This window comes from Mitsuaria sp. MSU3D, from assembly GCF_056867975.1.
On the sequence record NZ_CP200314.1, the window covers coordinates 1437909 to 1455206 of the forward strand.

Consider the following 17298-nt stretch of genomic DNA (forward strand, 5'->3'; position numbering starts at 1 on the left):
ACACGCCGTTTCCGACCTTCCCCCGCAACCGCCGCCGCCACGCCGTCGGCCCTTGATCCTCCTCATGGCCCGCGAAACCGTCACCCGATCCAAGCGCTTCTTCTGCGTCAGCCTGCAGCCCGATGTTTGTCTCACCCCGGTGGGCAGCAACATCGTGCCGATCCCGTATCCGATCAAGGGCGAGTTCAAGGAGGCCACGGCCGCATCGCGCAACGTCAAGCATCAAGGCGATCCGGCGGTGCTGCACGGCCAGACCTTCATCCCGAAGGTGACCGGCGATGCGCGCGGCGTGAAGGGCGGGGTCAAGAGCGGCACCTACCTCGACAAGGCGGAGCCCAAGGACAAGAGCAGCACGTCGACCAGCAACGCGAAGGCCTGGGTGCGGGAGGCCGACCTGATCTGGATGAACGCGCGCAACACGATGGGGCGCATCTACGAGCGGGGGACGGCTGCGGCGAAAGGCCGGCTCAAGGGCGCGGCGCAGGCGTATCGCGACAGCGGCGCGTCCGACGCGCTGCATGAGTTCAGCGACGAGGCGATGGAGACCGGCGGCAAGGTGGCGACCGCCGGGGCCGCCACGACACTGGTGGGCGGCGGCGTGGCGCTGACGGGCGTGGGCGCGCCGGTGGGCGGCGCGATCGCCACGGCCGGCGGCGCGGTGACGGCGGTCGGCGGCGGCGTGACTGCGGTCGGCGCCGCCACCGGGTCGGCGACCGACGTGCTGGATACGACGGTGGACTGGGTGCTCGACGACAAGGCGCCGAGCCTGGGCGCCCTCGCGGAAAAGGCCGCCGAGCGCGGCGCCACCTGGGCGTTGGGCAAGCTGCCAGGCGGAGGGCGCCTGCTGGCACGCTTCTTCCCGAAGAAGCATCCGCCGGCCAAGAAGCCCGAGCCCAAGCCGCACGCCGCCAAACACGAGGAAGACAAGCCCGACGGTGGCAAGACGCAGAAAAAGGCACCCGAGGACAAGAAGCAACCGAAGGAGTGCTGCCCGCAGAACCAGGGGCCGGGCAAGGCGGCGACGCGCAGCCGGCGGCCGATCCACTACGGCACCGGGGATGAGCTGCTGTCGGAACTCGACGCCGAGATCGAGGGCCTGATGCCGGTCGCCTGGTCGCGCGCCTACCGGTCGAGCCACGCGGCGTATGACCGCGGGTTGCTCGGCGCCCGATGGACCTCGCCCTACCTAGTTCGCCTGAGCATTGGCGCGCGCGGCATTGCGTACCACGACGCGACCGGCCGGACGGTCCTGCTGCCGCTGTTGTCGGTCGGTGGAACGATCGATGACGCGTTCGAGGCCTTCACGCTGACGCGCGTGGAGGAGTGGCGCTTCGAACTGCGTTGGCGCGACGGCACCCTCGATGCATTCGAGCGGCCGCGCTGCGAGGCGCTGGCGGTCGATGTGATGCCGCTCGGCCTGGAGGGCCTGCGGCCGCGATCTCTGCGCCTGCTGGAAGAGCCCGCGCCGCGCATGGAGCGCGTCCAGTGCTGCTACCTGACGGAACAGCGACGTCCGGACGGGCTGTCCGTGCGGCTCGACTGGCTGCCCGGATGGGAGTCGTCCGTGCTGCCGCAGCGCTTGGATGAAGACTTCGCGGTGCTCCGCATCACGGCTCCGGGCGGCATCGTGCTGGAGGCGCACGCGGCGCCGACGGGTGTGCTGACGGACGCGCAACGCGACTGCCATGGCGCCTTGCGGATCGGCAGATTGGTCCGCCGGCTCCCGGTCGACGGGACCGATGCCGGCGGGGTCTCGGTGGGGTGGCAGGTCCTGACGCGCTACGCCTATGGCCTGGAAGCGCCGCGTGACGGCGCGGACCTGTCGGCGCTGGATCTGCTCGGACGCAAGGACGCGCTGGGCCATCTCTGGCGCTACCACTACGACACGCACCTGCTGACGCGCTACGCCGATCCGACCGGAGGCGCATGGGTGCTTCGCTGGCAGGGCGCGGACGTGCTGTTCCAGCCGGCGGACCCCGTCGAGACCGAGCCCGCGACTCCGACTTCGACCGCGACCGCGGCCGAGACCGCGGCCGAGACCGATACCTCGACCAATGCATTGACCGACGTCGTGAAGGCGCAGCCTCCGAGCGACTTTGCGCCTGCGCACCGCGGGAGCTGGTCGCCGCTGACCAGCCACTGGGCACGTGCCATCTACGCCGGCGCGGAGGACGGAACGGAGCCTGTCCACATCGACTACCTCGACGCCGACACCACCCGTGTCCGGCAGAGCGACGACAGCCTCTGGACCTACCGCTTCAATGCCAACAACCTGTGCGTGGATGTGCGGGTCCAGGACCACGCGACGGCGGACGCACGCCGGCTTGGCACCCGCCGCTGGAGCGCCGCGGGCGATCTCCTCGAGGAGACCGACGCCGCCGGCCACACGACGCGCTTCACCTACGACGCGCAGGGGAGCCTGCTCAGCACCACCGACGCGATGGGCGGACGGACGGTGCTGCAGTACGACGAACGCAACCGGCCGATCCGGACCATCGATGCGATGGGCCACGTGCAGGAGCGCGCGTTCGACGCTGATGGTCGCGTGGTGGCGCAGACCGATGCGCTGGGTCGCGTCACCCGGATGGCCTACAACGTGTTCGGCCAGCTGCGGGAACTGATGGACGCGGCGGGTCGCGCGAAGACCTATGTCTACGACGGCAGCGGCCGGCTGATGGCCTACGTCGATTGCTCCGGATCCGAGACGCGTTTCGACTGGGACGCCTGCGGCCGGTTGATCGCCCGGACGGACGCGTTGGGACACAGCGTTCGCTACGGTTGGGACGAGATCGACCGGCTCGTGGCGATCCGCTATCCCGACGGCGGCGAGGAACGGTTCACCTACGACGCCATGGGTCGCCTGCTCGTCCACATGGACGGCGTGGGACGTCAGACGACCTACCGCTACCAGATGCAGGGACTGCCGATCGAGCGCATCGACGCGGCCGGTCAGCGCCTGCAGTACCGCTACGACCGCGCGCTGCGGCTGGTCGAGTTGATCAACGGCAACGGCGAGTCGTATCGCCTTGCCTATGACGCGCAAGGGCGGCTGATCCAGGAGACGGGCTTCGACGGACTCGTCAGCCGCTACGACTACGACGCCGCAGGCGAGCTGGTCGCCAGTCAGCGCGGCGCGATCCGCACGGACTACGTGCGCGACGCGCTGGGCCGCATGCTGGCGCGCGTGACGCCGGACGGGCAGGAGCGCTTCGCCTGGGATCCGCTGAGCCGCGTCATCGCCGTCGAAAACGCGGCGGCGCAGTCGCGGCTGCGCTGGGATGCGGCGGGGCAACTGATCGAGGAGCGACAGCGCATCGAGTTGACGCCGGAAAGCGTTCGACCGGATCCCGCGGGCGGCTGGCCCGATGCGGCCGAGCGCGGCACTGCGGCGGCCTCCTTCCTGCTGCGGCATGAGTACGACGCCTTGGGGCAGCGCGTGGCGACGCGCCTGCCGAACGGGCGCGTGCTGCAGACCCAGCGCTACGGTCCGGGACACTGGCACGGCGTGCTGTGGCAAGGACGCCCGCTGGTCGACGTCGATCGCGACGCGCTGCATCGCGAGACGCGACGCAGCCTGGGTGGGCTTCGCCCCGGCGGCATGCGGCGCGAACTGCGCTACGACCGCGCGTCGCGCTGGACGCGCAGCGTGTTCGGCTTCGGGGACGCGGTGCCGGGCGCGCTGCGCGAGCGCGAGTACGGCTACGCGCGGACGGGCGACATCGAGCGCATCGACGATTCCGTGCTGGGAGAGCTGCGCTACACGCATGACATGGTGGGGCAGTTGATGTCCGCGATCCAGCCGGGCTTGCGGGAGACCTTCGCGTTCGATCCGGCGGGCAATCTCGTCCCCTTGCCGGGCGCGACGTCCGCTGCCTCGATCTCGACGGGGCCGCACGCGCTCGCGGCGCCGGCGCGTGGCAACGTGGTGACGCAGGCGCTCGGTTGGCACTACGAGCACGATGCCGACGGCAATGCGGTGCGCAAGCATTGGGTGCAGGACGATGCCGCGAACGAGGCGGCGATCGGCGTCGGGGTCGAGGTCGACGATCTGAATCTGCTGTACGACGCGCATCAGCGGCTGGTCCGCGCGGAGCGCGCGACGCCTCAAGGCGTGCTGACGAGCCGCTACGCGTACGACGCGATCGGACGCCGCGTGCTCAAGCGCGTCGCAACGCCGGACGGCGAGCACGTCACCGTGTTCGTCTGGAACGGCGACCTCATGGTCCAGGAGGTCGATGCACAGGGCACCGTGAGTTACGTGCACGAGCCCGACAGCTTCACGCCGCTGGCGCGGGTCCGCGGCGCGGAGACGCTGGCGGCTTTCGACAACGCGTCGGTCGCGTTCGCGCCTGTGGTCGCGTGGGATCGACCGGATGCGCCTTCCGCGGAGCCGGACGCACACGTGCGCTGGTACCGGCGCCTGGAACGCTGGCGCGCGGACTGCGAGGCAGAGCAGGCGGCGCAGACGCGATGGGACGGCGCCGACGCCGCGAACGACGAGGTGCTCTTCTACGAGTGCGACCACCTCGGCACGCCGCTGGCGCTGCTGGACGGCAATGGCCGTGCGCGCTGGCGCGCCCGCTACCGCGCCTGGGGGCGCCTGGCGCGGACCGACGTCGACGAAGTCCGCCAGCCCTTGCGCTTCCAAGGGCAGTACGAGGACGAGGAGACGGGGCTCTTCTACAACCGGCATCGCTACTACGACCCGGATGCCGGGCGTTATCTGACGCAGGATCCGATTGGGCTGATGGGCGGGTTCAATCCCTATCAGTACGCGCCGGACCCAGTCCAGTGGGTGGATCCGCTCGGGTTAAAGAAGGGCAAGGGCGGTTGTGACCCGTGCTGCGGAAAAGATCCGGCCACGGAGGCCCGTAGCTGGCAGGGCACGACACCGTACGACGGCAAGGACAGCTACACCAACGTCGTGATGAAGAAGGGCACGGTGCTCTACACCCTGTATCCGCACGGGCCGGCGCCCGGCAACTACTTCGTGAAGGGGGGCGAGGTGCTCGGGGCCAAATCGGCGCGCGACTACAACGATGCGCTGCAGGTCGCGCACAAGGACAATTGGAAGAGTCCGAAGGCGCGGGACATGCGGACCCAAGTGCACGCCTATGTCCTGAAAGAGGACACCTGCGTGGCGATGGGCAAGGCCGCGGCCAACCCGCATCTGGGCAAGGGCGGCGGCGTCCAGTATTTCATGTCCAATGCCGAGAAGGGCAACCTGTCGGACACGTTCAGGATCATCAAACTGGGCAAATGAGAAAGGTCAGCAAGTGAATCTCGACATCGATGTGGCGACGGGGCGGGTCCTGGTGGATGGCAAGGTCGTCTGGGATGCCGGCACGCCGACGGCGCAGCCGCAGGATGGACATCCCGTCCGTTACCTCGATCTGGCGGCGAGCCTGGTGATCGCCGAAGAAGAAGGGAAGGGGCTGGTCGCGGCAGTCCTGTTCGACGAAGAGGAATTTCCCGATTCGATCCTGACGAGTCGCATCGTGAAGCGCTTCGCGAAGAAGACCGGCATCGCGCCGGAGATGGTCGCGAGGCCGATGGCCCTGGCCCGCTTTCAGTGGGGCGAGATCGAGTTTTCGGTGGATCCGAAGCAGGGCGATCTGTCGATCGTGGTTCGTGGGCGTTGAGTCCAGCCCAAGGGACGGACCTCTGTGACCCAACCTTCATCCTGGAGCCGATGGCCATCTTCCAGCGGTCTTCAATTCCGATGCTCGACGAACTGGCACACGATGTCAGACGCCGATGCTGCGGCGATTGCCGGCGATTGCGCCGCAGAGGTTCGCGCACGCCAACTCGATCCTTCCGCCGCCGCGGACTGGATCTCACTCGTCTATCAGTTGCCCGACGGGCTGCGCCAGGTCTTGCTCGACGAGCTCGATCGGGGAAACCTGCTGGTCGAGATCGGAGAATCCTCCTGGCCAACGCCACGCAGCGTCATCGGGACGATGCGTGATCGTTTCCACGGGGAAGGCAGGACCTGGCCCGCGGGCGTCGTCTGGCAACAGGTGAATGACCCCCGGCAGTGGCGGGAAGACGTTGCCGAGATCCTTGACGACGAGGAATTCCTGTTGATGACCTGAGCCGGGCCAGGTCGTGCCGACCGTCCTGATAATTCTGCAAAATTCGTCCACGCCAGTCTCAAACGCGGGAGTGACTTTCGACCGTTGTGGTGATCTCGGGTGATCCCTAGCCTCCGGGGTGTCGACCTGACCCCTGGTGCCATGGCCTCACCTTTCCGCCTCAAGACTGCCTTGCCTGAAGAGACCCTGCGCGTGCACACCTGTGTGTCGCGGGAGGCTCTGAGCGACGCTGGAGACACCACGCTGACGCTGTTGAGCGAACGCAAGGACATCCAGGCCTCGGAGCTGCTGGGCAAGCCCGCGACGCTGACGATCGCGCTGCGCGACGATGCGCCGCGCTACCTCAGCGGCTACGTGACGCGCTTCGCGCAGCGCGGCTTCGAGGGCAAGCACTGCGTCTACGAGATGCAGCTCAAGCCGTGGCTGTGGCTGCTGTCGCGGACCTCGGACTGCCGCATCTTCCAGGAGCTGTCGGTCCCCGACATCGTCAAGCAGGTGTTCGAGGATCACCCGGTCGCGCGCTACGAGTTCAAGCTGCTGCGTCCGTACCGGACCTGGAACTACTGCGTCCAGTACCGCGAGACCGACTTCAACTTCGTCGCGCGGCTGCTCGAGCACGAAGGCATCTACTGGTACGTCGAGCACGACGAGGGCGGCCACAAGGTCGTGCTGTGCGACTCGGCCAGCGGGCACGATGCCAGGCCCGGCTGCGAGTCGCTGCCGTTCTACGGCTCGGGCGCGCAGGCCACGCCGCAGCTGGAGTACGTGCAGAACTGGAGCAGCGCCGAGTGCGTGAAGCCGGGCAAGGTCGTCATCACCGACTACGACTTCCAGCGGCCGTCGACGTCGCTGGAGACCAACCAGAGCGTGGCGCGCAACTACGACCTGTCCGACGGCGAGATCTTCGACTACCCGGGCGGCTACATCCAGACGGGCGACGGGTCGCAGTATGTGGAAGACCGGCTCGACGAGCTGCAGACGCAGTTCCAGACCTACGACGGCACGACCAACGCGCAGGGTGTCCAGACGGGGCACCTGTTGTCGCTGACCCGCCATCCGCGCGAGAGCGAGAACGCACAGTACCTGATCACGGGCACGCAGATCAGCCTGAGCCAGGCGGCCAACGAGGCGGGCTCGGGCGAGACGGGGCTGCGCTGCAGCTTCAACTGCATCCCGGCGGCGCAGCAGTACCGGCCGCCGCGGCGCACCCCGAAGCCGCTGGTGGCGGGGCCGCAGACGGCCATCGTCAGCGGTCCGGCGGGCGAGGAGATCCACACCGACAAGTACGGCCGGGTGAAGGTGCAGTTCCACTGGGACCGGCGCGGCAGGAGCGACGAGCGCAGCTCGTGCTGGGTGAGCGTGGCGCATCCGTGGGCGGGCTCGAACTTCGGCGGCATCCACATCCCGCGCATCGGGCAGGAAGTGATCATCGGGTTCATCGAAGGCGACCCGGACGCGCCCATCATCATGGGGCGGACCTACAACGGCGAGAACCTGCCGCCGTGGGACTTGCCGGCCAACGCAACGCAGAGCGGCTTCCTGACGCGCTCGACCAAGGGTGGCAGCTACGGCAACGCCAACGCGATCCGCTTCGAGGACAAGCACGGCGACGAGCAGTTGTGGATCCACGCGGAGAAGAACCAGGACATCGAGGTCGAGAACGACGAGACGCACTGGGTCGGACGGGATCGGACGAAGACGATCGATCGGCATGAGACGGTGTTCGTGAAGGGCAACCGCACGGAGACGGTTGACCTGGACGAGACGATCACGGTGCACAAGAACCGCACCGAGCGCGTGGACCTCGACGAGAAGATCTCCATCGGGATGAACCGGACCGAGGACGTCGGCATCAACGAGACGATCAGCATCGGGTCGAACCGGTCGGTGACGATCGGTGCGAACAAGACCGAGACCATCGCGATGGCGAAGGCCGAGACCATCGGCATGGCCAAGGCGTTGACGATCGGTCTGGGGTACCAGACGTCGGTCGGCGCGATGATGAACACGACGGTCGGTGCATTCCAGACGGAACAGGTCGGGCTGTACAAGAACACGATGGTCGGGAAGGACTACAGCATCAGCAGCGGCGCGGTGTACTCCGTCGACGCCAAGGACGAGATCCACCTGACGGTGGGCAAGGCCAGCCTGACGATGAAGTCCGACGGCACCATCATCCTCAACGGCCACACGCTCAGCGTCGGCACCACCGGCGAGCAGACCTTCAAGGCCGACGGCGAGGTGACGGTCAAGGGCAAGAAGATCCTGGAGAACTGACGTGGAGCGACTCGACTTGCCGGCGCACGGCGTCGACGCGGCGGCGCAGGACGCGTCGCCGTTCCATGCGCTGTTGAATCAGGGCTCGCAGGCGCCCGTCATGCCGGTGCCGGGACAGGTGATCATCGGCACGCTGCAGGCGGTGCCCGCGCAAGGCGCGACCGGCGCGGCGATGGTCCCCGGGCTGGGGCTCGTGGGCGTGGCGCACAGCCTGGTGCCGCTGTCGGCCGAACACGAAGGCCAGGGCGTCGCGCTGAGCGTGCTTGCCGGCGGTTCCGCGATCGTGCTGGGCTTGCTGTGGCACGGCGAGGCCGCGCCTGCAACGCAATCGGCGCAGGTGGTTCACGACGAGGAGCCGGAAGGGCTCGTCATCACGGTGGACGGTCATCGCGAGGTGATCGAAGCGGCCGAGGAACTCGAGCTGCGCTGCGGCGAGGCGTGCATCGTGCTGACGGCCGACGGCCGCATCCAGCTGCGCGGAACCTACATCACCAGCCATGCGAGCGCGACGCAGCGGATCGTGGGCGGGTCGGTGCACGTCAACTGAAAGCGACACCGGGTATGCAGCTTCATGTGGGCTCCCGGCATCTGGTGTCCGACGTCGCGGTGGCCCTGGATGCCGCCGGACGCGAGCATCTCGTGATCGCGGTCAAGGCGACCTGGCGGATCCCCGATCCGGGGCAGCGGCCGCGCCCGCTGCCGCCGTCGCCGATCGTGCTGGCCGATGAATACCATGGCGTCCCCGGCGAAAGCGCGATGCGCTATGGCGCCGACATGCCGCGCTTCAAACCGCGCTGCGACGTGATCTTCGACGCCCATGCGCACGCGCCGGACGGCGTGGCGGTGCGCGAGCTGATCGCCAGCGTCGAGGTCGGCGAGTTCAGCAAGCGGGTGCGTGTCACCGGTGAGCGTCGCTGGCGGGCCGCCGGCTCCGGACGTGCCGACTTCAAGCTGACCGAGCCGGAGCCCTTCGTCAGCTTGCCGCTTCATCATGCATGTGCGTTCGGCGGCACTCAGCCGGTGGATGGACATCCCGGCCACGCCGAGGTCCAGGAGTCCAACCCGATCGGTCTCGGCTTCGCGGGCGAGACGACATGGCGCGCGAAGGACGGCCGTCCTGCTCCGCGGCTGGAAGATCCGGCACGGCCAGTCCGTCACCCGGGCGACGACGCGACGCCGTGGGCGTTGGGCGCGATCGGCCGGCATTGGCTGCCGCGCCGCCATTACGGCGGCACCTATGACGACCGTTGGCGGCGGGAGGTATTCCCGCTGCTGCCGGAAGATTTCGATGAGCGCTTTCATCAGGTCGCGCCTCCGGACCAGCAGATGGCGTATCCACGCGGCGGGGAGACGGTGCGTCTCACGCATCTGCTGAAGACGCATCCGGAACTCAGCTTTGCGCTGCCCAAGCTCGACATGCAAGTCCGTGTGCTGCGTACCGACTATCGACAGGAGGCGCCGGAGGCGGTGGTCGACACGCTGTTCTTCGAGCCCGAAGAGCGCCGTTTCAGCGTGGTCTGGCGCGCCAGCGTCCGCCAGTACCGGAGCATTCAGGAGTTCAGCGAAGTGGCCGTCGGTCCGATCGATCCGATCTGGTGGCGGCAGCGCGTGGCCGGGGGCTGTGCCGGCTGCGGCACGGTGGCCGACGTTCCCGGTGCCGTCGAGAACGAGGCGGTCGCATGAGTGCACAGATCCGGCCACCACGCCCGATGCGCATCGCCGCAGAAGGCTTATGCAGCGCGCTTGGCTACACGCTGCCGCGCACGGTCGCGGCGATCCGAGCGCGGCTGAACCTGTTCCGCGAGACCCGGTTCGTCGGTCTCGGCGGCAAGCCGGTCGTCGGGGCCCCGGTGCATGGCTTCGACATCTGGGGCGGTCAGCGGCAGGCCGCTCTGCTTCGCATGGCCTTCGACGAGGCGTGGGAGCGCGCCAAGCTGGAGGAGGGCGAGTCGCTCTCGCCGCAGTCGACGGCGCTGCTGCTGATGCTGCCGTCGGCGTCGCAGCCGGCGACTCCGCTGCGTGAACTGCATGAAGCGTTCCAGACCGTGACGACCGATCACCGTCTGCATCCCGGCAGTCGGGCGATGCATGCGGGCCGGGGCGGACTTGCCGACGGTGTGCTGCTAGCGTCCCATCTGCTCGAGGACGGGATCGACGGTACCGAGGCGATCCGCCATGTCGTGCTGCTCGCGTCGGACAGCCTGCTGACGGCGCCGACGATCGACCGCCTGTTGGCGCAGCGCAGGCTCGCGGAGGATCGGCACACGGATGCGTTGATTCCTGGCGAGGCCGCCGCGGCTGTGGTGCTGACGCGACTGGCCACGCGCGCTGGCATGACCGAGGTCTGGATCACCGGCGCCGCGAGCGGGCAGGACGACTGGCGGATCGACGGCGATGAGCCGCTGCGTGCGCAGGCGTTGACCGCGGCGCTGCGAGAGGCGGCGCGGCAATCGGGCGTCGCCGTGGCCGATGCCGAGTTCCACGCCAGCGGCATGAACGGCGAGCACTGGATGGCGCGCGAGATCGAACTCGCGATGTCGCGCGCGATGGAGCGCAAGCGCGTGGAGTTTCCTCATCACCGCATCGCGCAGTTCATCGGCGATGCCGGAACCGCGGGCGCGGTGGCGACGCTGGGCTGGATCGCGCATGAGATGCGTGCGCTGGGCACGATCGGGCATGCCGGCACGGCGGGCCTGGGTCGTACCGGCCTGCTGCATTTCGCCGAAGACGACGGACGCCGGTCCGCGTTGATGCTCCGCACCCGAGAACCGGCCCAGGACACTGCCTGAAGACCATGCCAGCTACCCACGTCTACGCCAACGGCCAGGAGATCGCCAGCAAGGCGGTCGGCTCTTCCGGAGTGTCGTCGAGCGCGTCGCCCGATCCCTGCTGGAGTCCGCCGGGGCCGGCCGCCGGCCCGGTCGTCATTCCGTATCCCAACACCTGCTTCGCCGACTCCATCGTCAACGGGACGAAGACCGTGATGATCGTCGGCCAGATGGTGGCCATCGAGAACAAGTCGAGGTTCGACACCAGCATCGGGAACGAACCCGCGACGCAAGCCTTCGGCAAGGGCGTCGCGACGGGCGTCATCAAGGGGAAGGCGTACTTCACCAACTGGTCGAGCGACGTGGTGTTCGAGGGCTTCGGCGTGCCGCGCAACCTGGACCTGGTCACGCATAACCACGGCTCGATGCCGAGCAACACGCCGACGTTCCCGTATGTCTCGCGGGGATTCTGGGGTGGGCATCCTTGCCACAAGGAGGAGGCACGCATCGAGCGCGCCTGCGCGCCGGAGAAGGAACACTCGGAGACTCGAAGCACGCTGAAGAAGCAGAGCAAGCTGTCGCAGATGCTGCAGAAGTTCCGGCGCAAGAGCGGGAAGGGGCGACGCGACGGCTCGAACTGGCACTGGACCGACGATCACTGCGACGGCCTCGGCGCCATGGTCAACAGCTACGAACAGGCCCGTGAATACGCCGGGAAGCTGCAGGACGCCTACAAGAACCTGCCGCACGAGCTGAACCTGATGAATGCGCTCAAGGAGCAGCTCACGGACATGGCGTTCAACGCCGGCAAGAATGCCGCGATGAAGTGGGGAGCGAAGGCGGCGGCCAAGCAGTTGGCGGGGAGTTCCGTTCCTGCCTGGGGCAATGCGGCGATGGCGATCTGGTCCGTGGCGGACGCGGCGATGGCGGTCGGCGACGTTGCCGAGATCCGTGCGGTCGCCATGGAGTCGCTGGGACGCCTCGAGGTGTTGACCTCGAAGGCCAAGGACTTGCAGAACCTCGCCAGCAAGTTCGGCGATATCAGCAAGCTGTCCGACGAGGAAGTGCTGAAACTCGCCACCGAGGGGCAGGACATGCTGGCGACCCTGAACGACTGCACGCGGGCGCGGAAATGCAATCTGGTGCCCTACAAGGCCAATGGCGCCGGCAACTTGATCGGTCAACGAGGCAAGTCGAAAGTCGAGGCCGCCAACGGCGGTGGATGCTGTCCCGGCCAGACCGGGCACCATCTCATCCCTGAAGGGTCATTGAAGGCTCAATGTCCCAACTATGACCACGACATGGCCCCCACCGTGTGTGTCGAAGGCTTCAGTCAGAATCACGGCAGCCACGCTCGCGCCCACCAGGCGCTGGCCAATCAGCACGACTTGAAGGCCAAAGCTGGACGTGTTTCGCCTGACGGGTCGATGTCGATGGCTGACGCCATGGATTCAGCCGCGAAGTCCCACAAGGAGGCCTTCCCCTTGTCCGGGTGTTCCGCTGAATGCATTCGGTCGCAATTGGAGTCGTATTACGCCATGTGCAGGGGCGCGAGGCCGCACATGGTGGACGACCAGGCGAAACCGGTGATACCGGGCACACCCACCACGCCCACGCCGACGCCTTCGGGTCGGTAAGAGCATTCGGAGTTTGAATTTTCATGAGCAGCACGCACGTTTCCAAGGCCGCCTGGGCCGCCAATCTGCAAGGGTTCGAAATCACCGATGTCGCTGTGCGCAATCGCGACATCCTGCAATTGGTGGCGCGCAAAGCCATGCCGCATGAACAGGCCACGCACCTGCTGGACGCGGACATTCCTACCCGCATCCTCAGCGTCTTTCTCGACGACACGTCCGACCAGAACCTGGAGTGTCAGGAGTTGCAGAACATGGCCTTTCCGAAGCTGGGGGTCAGCCGCGCGCCGTTCGAGCGACCGGGTGGGATCGTGGTGTCCAGGGGACGCGACGGTGACGCCTGGCCGCTCGGAGGCGGCAACGGTCCGCTCGAGAAGATCGCCGTGGGCGCCCGCCCGGCGACAACCCGCCTGAGGTGTCTCTTCGGGTTCACGTACTCGATCGGCATCGCCCGCACGCTGTACAAGCGCGTAGCGGTGGGCCGCTGGGCGCGGGTCGAAGGCATCCCCATGTCCCAGAACGAAGACGAGCTGCAGGCCGCCGGCTTCAAGGACCTGGATGCCTTCTCGGAATCGGACATGTATGCCGTCGGTGGTCACGGCGACGTCTGGCATTTCAACGGTCGAGAGTGGCGCCAGATGGGCTTCCCGACGAACGAGCAACTGGCGACGGTGACTTGCGGCGGCGACGGCAACGTGTACATCACGAGCGAAGGCGGCAGCTTGTGGGTGGGGCAGCAGTCCACCTGGCGCCTGCTGGAACAGCGCGGCTCCAGCATCCTGTGGAACGACACGCGCTGGTTCAACGGTCAGCTCTGGCTCGCTTCCGACTACCAGCTGCGCGTGTGGAACGGGCACGAGATCGTGACGCCCGAGCACGAGGGCAAGCCCATCCTGGCTTCGGGCCACATGGACGCGCATGACGGCTTGCTCGTTGCCGCGGACCTGTGGACGGTCTCGACTTTTGACGGCAAGACCTGGCGCAAGGTCGTCGCGCCATACAAGGACTGAACCGGCTGTCCACCTCCATGAGCAGTCCGCACGTTTCACTGAAGAAGTGGCAAGAGATCGTCGAAGGTTTCGAGATCACCGGCATTGCCGTCCGTGATCGCAACATCGTTCAGATGCTGGCGCGGCAGCACGTGCCGGCGGCCCAGGCATCGCTGATCAAAGACAGCGACATTGCCACCCGGCTGAGCAGCATCTTTCTGGACGATGCGACCGAGAACAACATCGAGTGTCAGCAGTTGAGCCACATGCCGTTCCCGAGTCTCGGCGTCAGCCGGGCGCCCTTTGTCCGTCCTGGAGGGCTCGTGGCCGCGATGAACGCCGATGGCGACACCTGGCCCCTCGGCGGCGGCAATGGCCCGCTCGAGAAGATCTCCGCCGGACAATGGCCCGGTACATCGCGTTTGAAGTGCATCGGAGCGCACACCTATGCGGTCGGTACTGCGCGCGAGATCTACAGGCGTGTCTCCGTGGGCCACTGGGAGAAGGTGGTGGGGATCGAGGCACCGCGCACCGAGGGGGAGATGAAGGCCTCCGGCTTCGACGACATCGACGGCTTTTCAGAAGATGACCTGTACGCCGTCGGCGGACACGGCGACGTCTGGCATTTCAACGGTGGCGAGTGGCGCCAGATGGACTTCCCGACGAACGAGCAACTGGCGACGGTGACTTGCGGCGGCGACGGGAACGTGTACATCACCGGCGAAGGCGGCAGCCTGTGGGTGGGGCAGCAGTCCACCTGGCGCCTGCTGGAACAGCGCGGCTCCAGCATCCTGTGGAACGACACGCGCTGGTTCAACGGTCAGCTCTGGCTCGCTTCCGACTATCAGCTCCGCGTGTGGAACGGGCACGAGATCGTGGCGCCCGAGCACGAGGGCAAGCCCATCCTGGCCTCGGGCCACATGGACGCGCACGACGGCCTGCTCGTTGTTGCGGACCTGTGGACGGTCTCGACTTTCGACGGCAAGACCTGGCGCAAGGTCGTTGCCCCCTACAAGAACTGACGGCCCCGCTGTCCGCACCCGAACTCATGCCCGAGGAACAGATGGATTCCGTCGCACTGGACCGCCCCTTCGTCTCGCCCATCGTGGCGCGGCATGTGGAAGACGCCGCGTTCTATTGGACGACGCTGGATCGTCCCGCAGAGGCCACGCATCTCGGCGCCGAGCGGGCCCGGCACTTCGCGCATCTGCTCGAGGCCAATCTCGAAGGCCTGCGCCTGAATACGCCGTTGTCGTACGAACTGGCCATCGCCGGACTCGACCGCTGGGGCAAGGCCGGGGAGGCCTTCGTAGCGATGTATTGCGCCTTGCTCGGCGATTCCGATTCGCGTGATGACCGGATCGGGCGCGTCCTGCGCACGATCCGTCGCCATCCGGATGTCGTGCTGCGCGGAGCGGCTTCCGCGTTGGCATGGGCCAGCGAGACCGATGCCGCGGCCTGGCTCGACAAGGCCTGGACGAGTGAGGAACCGGTGGACCTCGTGCTCGCCTTGCGGGCAAGCGCACTGCGCGGCACGGTGCCCGAATCGGCTGCCGTTCTGCTTCAACACGCCGACCCCCATGTCCGTGCCGCCGCCTGTCGCGCTGTCGGACGGGAGCGGCCAGGGCTGCTTCGGCCGCTGTTCGAGGACCCATCGAGCGCCGTCCGCGCCGAGGCCGTGATCGCCTGGCATGCGGGCGCAGCCCGGGAAGCCCGCAGCTCCGACGTCGTGGTGCGCCTGTCGGGTCTGCTCTGGCAATGCGCCGTGGAACAGACCGATGTGCTCGCCACGGCGACCGGCTGGTATCGCGTGCCGGCGCGACGCCGTCTGGACCGCTGGCTCCGAGAACTCGCCGCCATGCTGCCGATCGGTCATCCCGAGACGGGGCGGCTGGTGGCGCGTCTGCCGGTGAGGCAGGCGCTGAATTTTTCGCTGAGTCATGGCGATCCGGCGCTGCTCGACTTCGTCGTGGCCGCGATGCAGGATCCGGCGCAGGGTCGTTGGGCTGGATGGGTCTGGCAGTGCCTCACGGCCGTCGATCTGGCCGGAGAAGGGCTCACGGCCGAGGAGCCAGCCTTCGATCTCGACGCACCGATGACAACGGAGCGCCGCGATGCCGACGCCGGCCTTCCTCTGCCCGACGTCACGCGCGTCCGCGCGCATCCGGCCAGCCGTCACGCGTGGCCGCGCGACCAGCGGCTGCTGCTGGCGAATCCGGTGCATCCGCACCTCCTGCGGGACATCCTCGACCCGACGCGCGACCACGCCCAGGCGCTGCGATTCATCGCGGCGGACGCGTTGTCGCGCATGCATCCCGAATACGCTGTCGACCTGCGCGCGAGCCCTGGGCATCAGGCGCGTCAACTCCGCCGCATCGGTCTCGAGCAGGCCGCCTGACATGCCGACCTTCGATCCTTGGAATGACGCGCAAGCGCTGGCCCGTCAACTCGCACGGCCCGACGCGGAGCTGCTGGTCATCATCGGCGCCGAGGCGTGGTGCCCGAAGTGTCTGCGGCTGCGGCCGCTCTTCGACGCGCTCTGCGCGGATGCGATGCCGGCCCAAGTCGCCTGGATGTGGCTGGATCTGGAGGATCACGCCGAGTTCCTGAACGGCTTCATCCCTCCCGACCTGCCGTTGCTGCTTCGATGGCGTCAGGGCGTCTGCGTGCAGGCTGCCATCGTGGAGGACATCGATCTCGACGTGCCTCCGGCTGAGCGTGTCAGCCTGAAGCCGCTCGTGATCGAGGGCAGCCAGGTCCGGGATCCACATCAGGGCGAACTGACGGAACTCCCTCGGCTGTGGGTGGAATTCGCTTCCACGTCCTGGGCTGCCGGCTCGTGAGCGCGGTACCCACGCCAACTGCCTGATCGCCCGCCCGGCCCGGTGACCCCATTACGGGGTATCGTTCAGCCTCATGACCACCACCACCATTCCGACGCTCCCCGATCTCCCCAGCCTCCTGGGCCTGACCGAGCTCGACGCTCCGCTGATCGCCGCGGTTCTCGCGCACACCACGCCCGCCGGCACGCCCGCGCCGACCGAGCTCTCCCAGAAGCGCAAGAAGGAGATCCGCGCCGGCTTCGTGCACCTCAAGGAGGGCGGCGTGGTGCTGTCCTTCTCCCCGCGCGAGACCCACGCGGTCGACTACGGTGAACCGCTGGGCCCCGGCACGCACGTGCTGAGCGCGATCTTCTACTACCCCGAAGGCAGCGAGGAAGTCGATCCCTACAAGGGCAACGGCCCGTTCGCGACCACGCCTGTGACCACCCGCGAGGCCGCCACCGCCGCCTACGGCGAAGCCGTCGACGGCGAGGAGGAAGAGGGCGTCTTCGAGTGGGAGCAGTGGGAAGTCGAGGGCCGTGAGGTCACCGCCGACTACGACGACGACGGCGCCGTGCTGACGATCACCGTCTCGATGACGCTGCCGATGTGACGGCTGCGCGAGCGCCGGAAGGCGCTCCGCGAACTTCCGAACGTGCGCCGCCGCACCCAGCGGCGCACGCGTCACCCACACCGGTGACACGCGTGGGGCC

Annotated in this window: 14 protein-coding genes; 13 read left to right on the top strand and 1 reads right to left on the bottom strand. The window is 67.7% G+C overall.

All coding sequences use genetic code 11. From position 1 onward, the window contains the following. The first annotated feature begins 64 nt into the window (after positions 1–64). From AC1VNM_RS06550 to AC1VNM_RS06580, 7 genes are all read left to right on the top strand, one after another. Positions 65–5263, top strand: a complete 5199-nt coding sequence (locus tag AC1VNM_RS06550) for an RHS repeat-associated core domain-containing protein (protein WP_483106284.1) — start codon at positions 65–67, stop codon at positions 5261–5263. A gap of 13 nt (positions 5264–5276) precedes the next feature. Beyond that, the gene (locus AC1VNM_RS06555; RefSeq protein ID WP_483106285.1) at positions 5277–5642 is read left to right on the top strand and encodes a hypothetical protein; all 366 of its coding nucleotides are present in this window, start codon (positions 5277–5279) and stop codon (positions 5640–5642) included. A gap of 102 nt (positions 5643–5744) precedes the next feature. Continuing rightward, complete coding sequence (locus AC1VNM_RS06560) at positions 5745–6095, top strand: hypothetical protein (RefSeq protein ID WP_483106286.1); 351 nt, start codon at positions 5745–5747, stop codon at positions 6093–6095. Positions 6096–6236: 141 nt separating this feature from the next. After that, the gene (locus AC1VNM_RS06565) at positions 6237–8372 is read left to right on the top strand and encodes a type VI secretion system Vgr family protein (protein WP_377155228.1); all 2136 of its coding nucleotides are present in this window, start codon (positions 6237–6239) and stop codon (positions 8370–8372) included. Position 8373: 1 nt separating this feature from the next. Further along, positions 8374–8919, top strand: coding sequence for a DUF6484 domain-containing protein (locus AC1VNM_RS06570; protein ID WP_483106287.1), 546 nt, complete (start codon positions 8374–8376; stop codon positions 8917–8919). 14 nt (positions 8920–8933) lie between these two features. Further along, the gene (locus tag AC1VNM_RS06575; protein WP_483106288.1) at positions 8934–10055 is read left to right on the top strand and encodes a DUF2169 family type VI secretion system accessory protein; all 1122 of its coding nucleotides are present in this window, start codon (positions 8934–8936) and stop codon (positions 10053–10055) included. After that, complete coding sequence (locus AC1VNM_RS06580; RefSeq protein WP_377155224.1) at positions 10052–11161, top strand: hypothetical protein; 1110 nt, start codon at positions 10052–10054, stop codon at positions 11159–11161. Before AC1VNM_RS06575 ends, AC1VNM_RS06580 begins: the two co-directional genes overlap by 4 nt. A 22-nt stretch (positions 11162–11183) precedes the next feature. Here the strand turns inward: AC1VNM_RS06580 and AC1VNM_RS06585 are convergent, their stop codons facing one another. Beyond that, positions 11184–11381, bottom strand: coding sequence for a hypothetical protein (locus tag AC1VNM_RS06585; protein ID WP_483109354.1), 198 nt, complete (start codon positions 11379–11381; stop codon positions 11184–11186). On the opposite strand from AC1VNM_RS06585, the gene AC1VNM_RS06590 reads away from it, so the two are divergent. From AC1VNM_RS06590 to AC1VNM_RS06615, 6 genes are all read left to right on the top strand, one after another. Next, positions 11299–12777, top strand: coding sequence for a PAAR-like domain-containing protein (locus tag AC1VNM_RS06590; RefSeq protein WP_483109250.1), 1479 nt, complete (start codon positions 11299–11301; stop codon positions 12775–12777). The two genes, AC1VNM_RS06585 and AC1VNM_RS06590, sit on opposite strands and share 83 nt — an antisense overlap. 23 nt (positions 12778–12800) lie before the next feature. After that, entirely contained in the window at positions 12801–13784 is a 984-nt protein-coding gene (locus tag AC1VNM_RS06595; RefSeq protein WP_483106289.1) for a hypothetical protein, read from the top strand. A gap of 17 nt (positions 13785–13801) precedes the next feature. Next, entirely contained in the window at positions 13802–14785 is a 984-nt protein-coding gene (locus tag AC1VNM_RS06600; protein WP_483106290.1) for a hypothetical protein, read from the top strand. Next, complete coding sequence (locus tag AC1VNM_RS06605; protein WP_483106291.1) at positions 14722–16161, top strand: hypothetical protein; 1440 nt, start codon at positions 14722–14724, stop codon at positions 16159–16161. Before AC1VNM_RS06600 ends, AC1VNM_RS06605 begins: the two co-directional genes overlap by 64 nt. A 1-nt stretch (position 16162) precedes the next feature. Further along, entirely contained in the window at positions 16163–16606 is a 444-nt protein-coding gene (locus AC1VNM_RS06610) for a hypothetical protein (RefSeq protein ID WP_483106292.1), read from the top strand. A 73-nt stretch (positions 16607–16679) separates the two neighbouring features. Beyond that, entirely contained in the window at positions 16680–17198 is a 519-nt protein-coding gene (locus AC1VNM_RS06615) for a hypothetical protein (protein ID WP_483106293.1), read from the top strand. Positions 17199–17298: the final 100 nt, after the last annotated feature.

Coding starts and splice junctions, on each gene's coding strand:
- AC1VNM_RS06550 (WP_483106284.1), top strand. CDS start 65: ATGGCCCGCGAAACCGTCACCCGATCCAAGCGCTTCTTCTGCGTCAGC.
- AC1VNM_RS06560 (WP_483106286.1), top strand. CDS start 5,745: ATGTCAGACGCCGATGCTGCGGCGATTGCCGGCGATTGCGCCGCAGAG.
- AC1VNM_RS06565 (WP_377155228.1), top strand. CDS start 6,237: ATGGCCTCACCTTTCCGCCTCAAGACTGCCTTGCCTGAAGAGACCCTG.
- AC1VNM_RS06575 (WP_483106288.1), top strand. CDS start 8,934: ATGCAGCTTCATGTGGGCTCCCGGCATCTGGTGTCCGACGTCGCGGTG.
- AC1VNM_RS06580 (WP_377155224.1), top strand. CDS start 10,052: ATGAGTGCACAGATCCGGCCACCACGCCCGATGCGCATCGCCGCAGAA.
- AC1VNM_RS06585 (WP_483109354.1), bottom strand. CDS start 11,381: ATGGCCACCATCTGGCCGACGATCATCACGGTCTTCGTCCCGTTGACG.
- AC1VNM_RS06595 (WP_483106289.1), top strand. CDS start 12,801: ATGAGCAGCACGCACGTTTCCAAGGCCGCCTGGGCCGCCAATCTGCAA.
- AC1VNM_RS06600 (WP_483106290.1), top strand. CDS start 13,802: ATGAGCAGTCCGCACGTTTCACTGAAGAAGTGGCAAGAGATCGTCGAA.
- AC1VNM_RS06610 (WP_483106292.1), top strand. CDS start 16,163: ATGCCGACCTTCGATCCTTGGAATGACGCGCAAGCGCTGGCCCGTCAA.
- AC1VNM_RS06615 (WP_483106293.1), top strand. CDS start 16,680: ATGACCACCACCACCATTCCGACGCTCCCCGATCTCCCCAGCCTCCTG.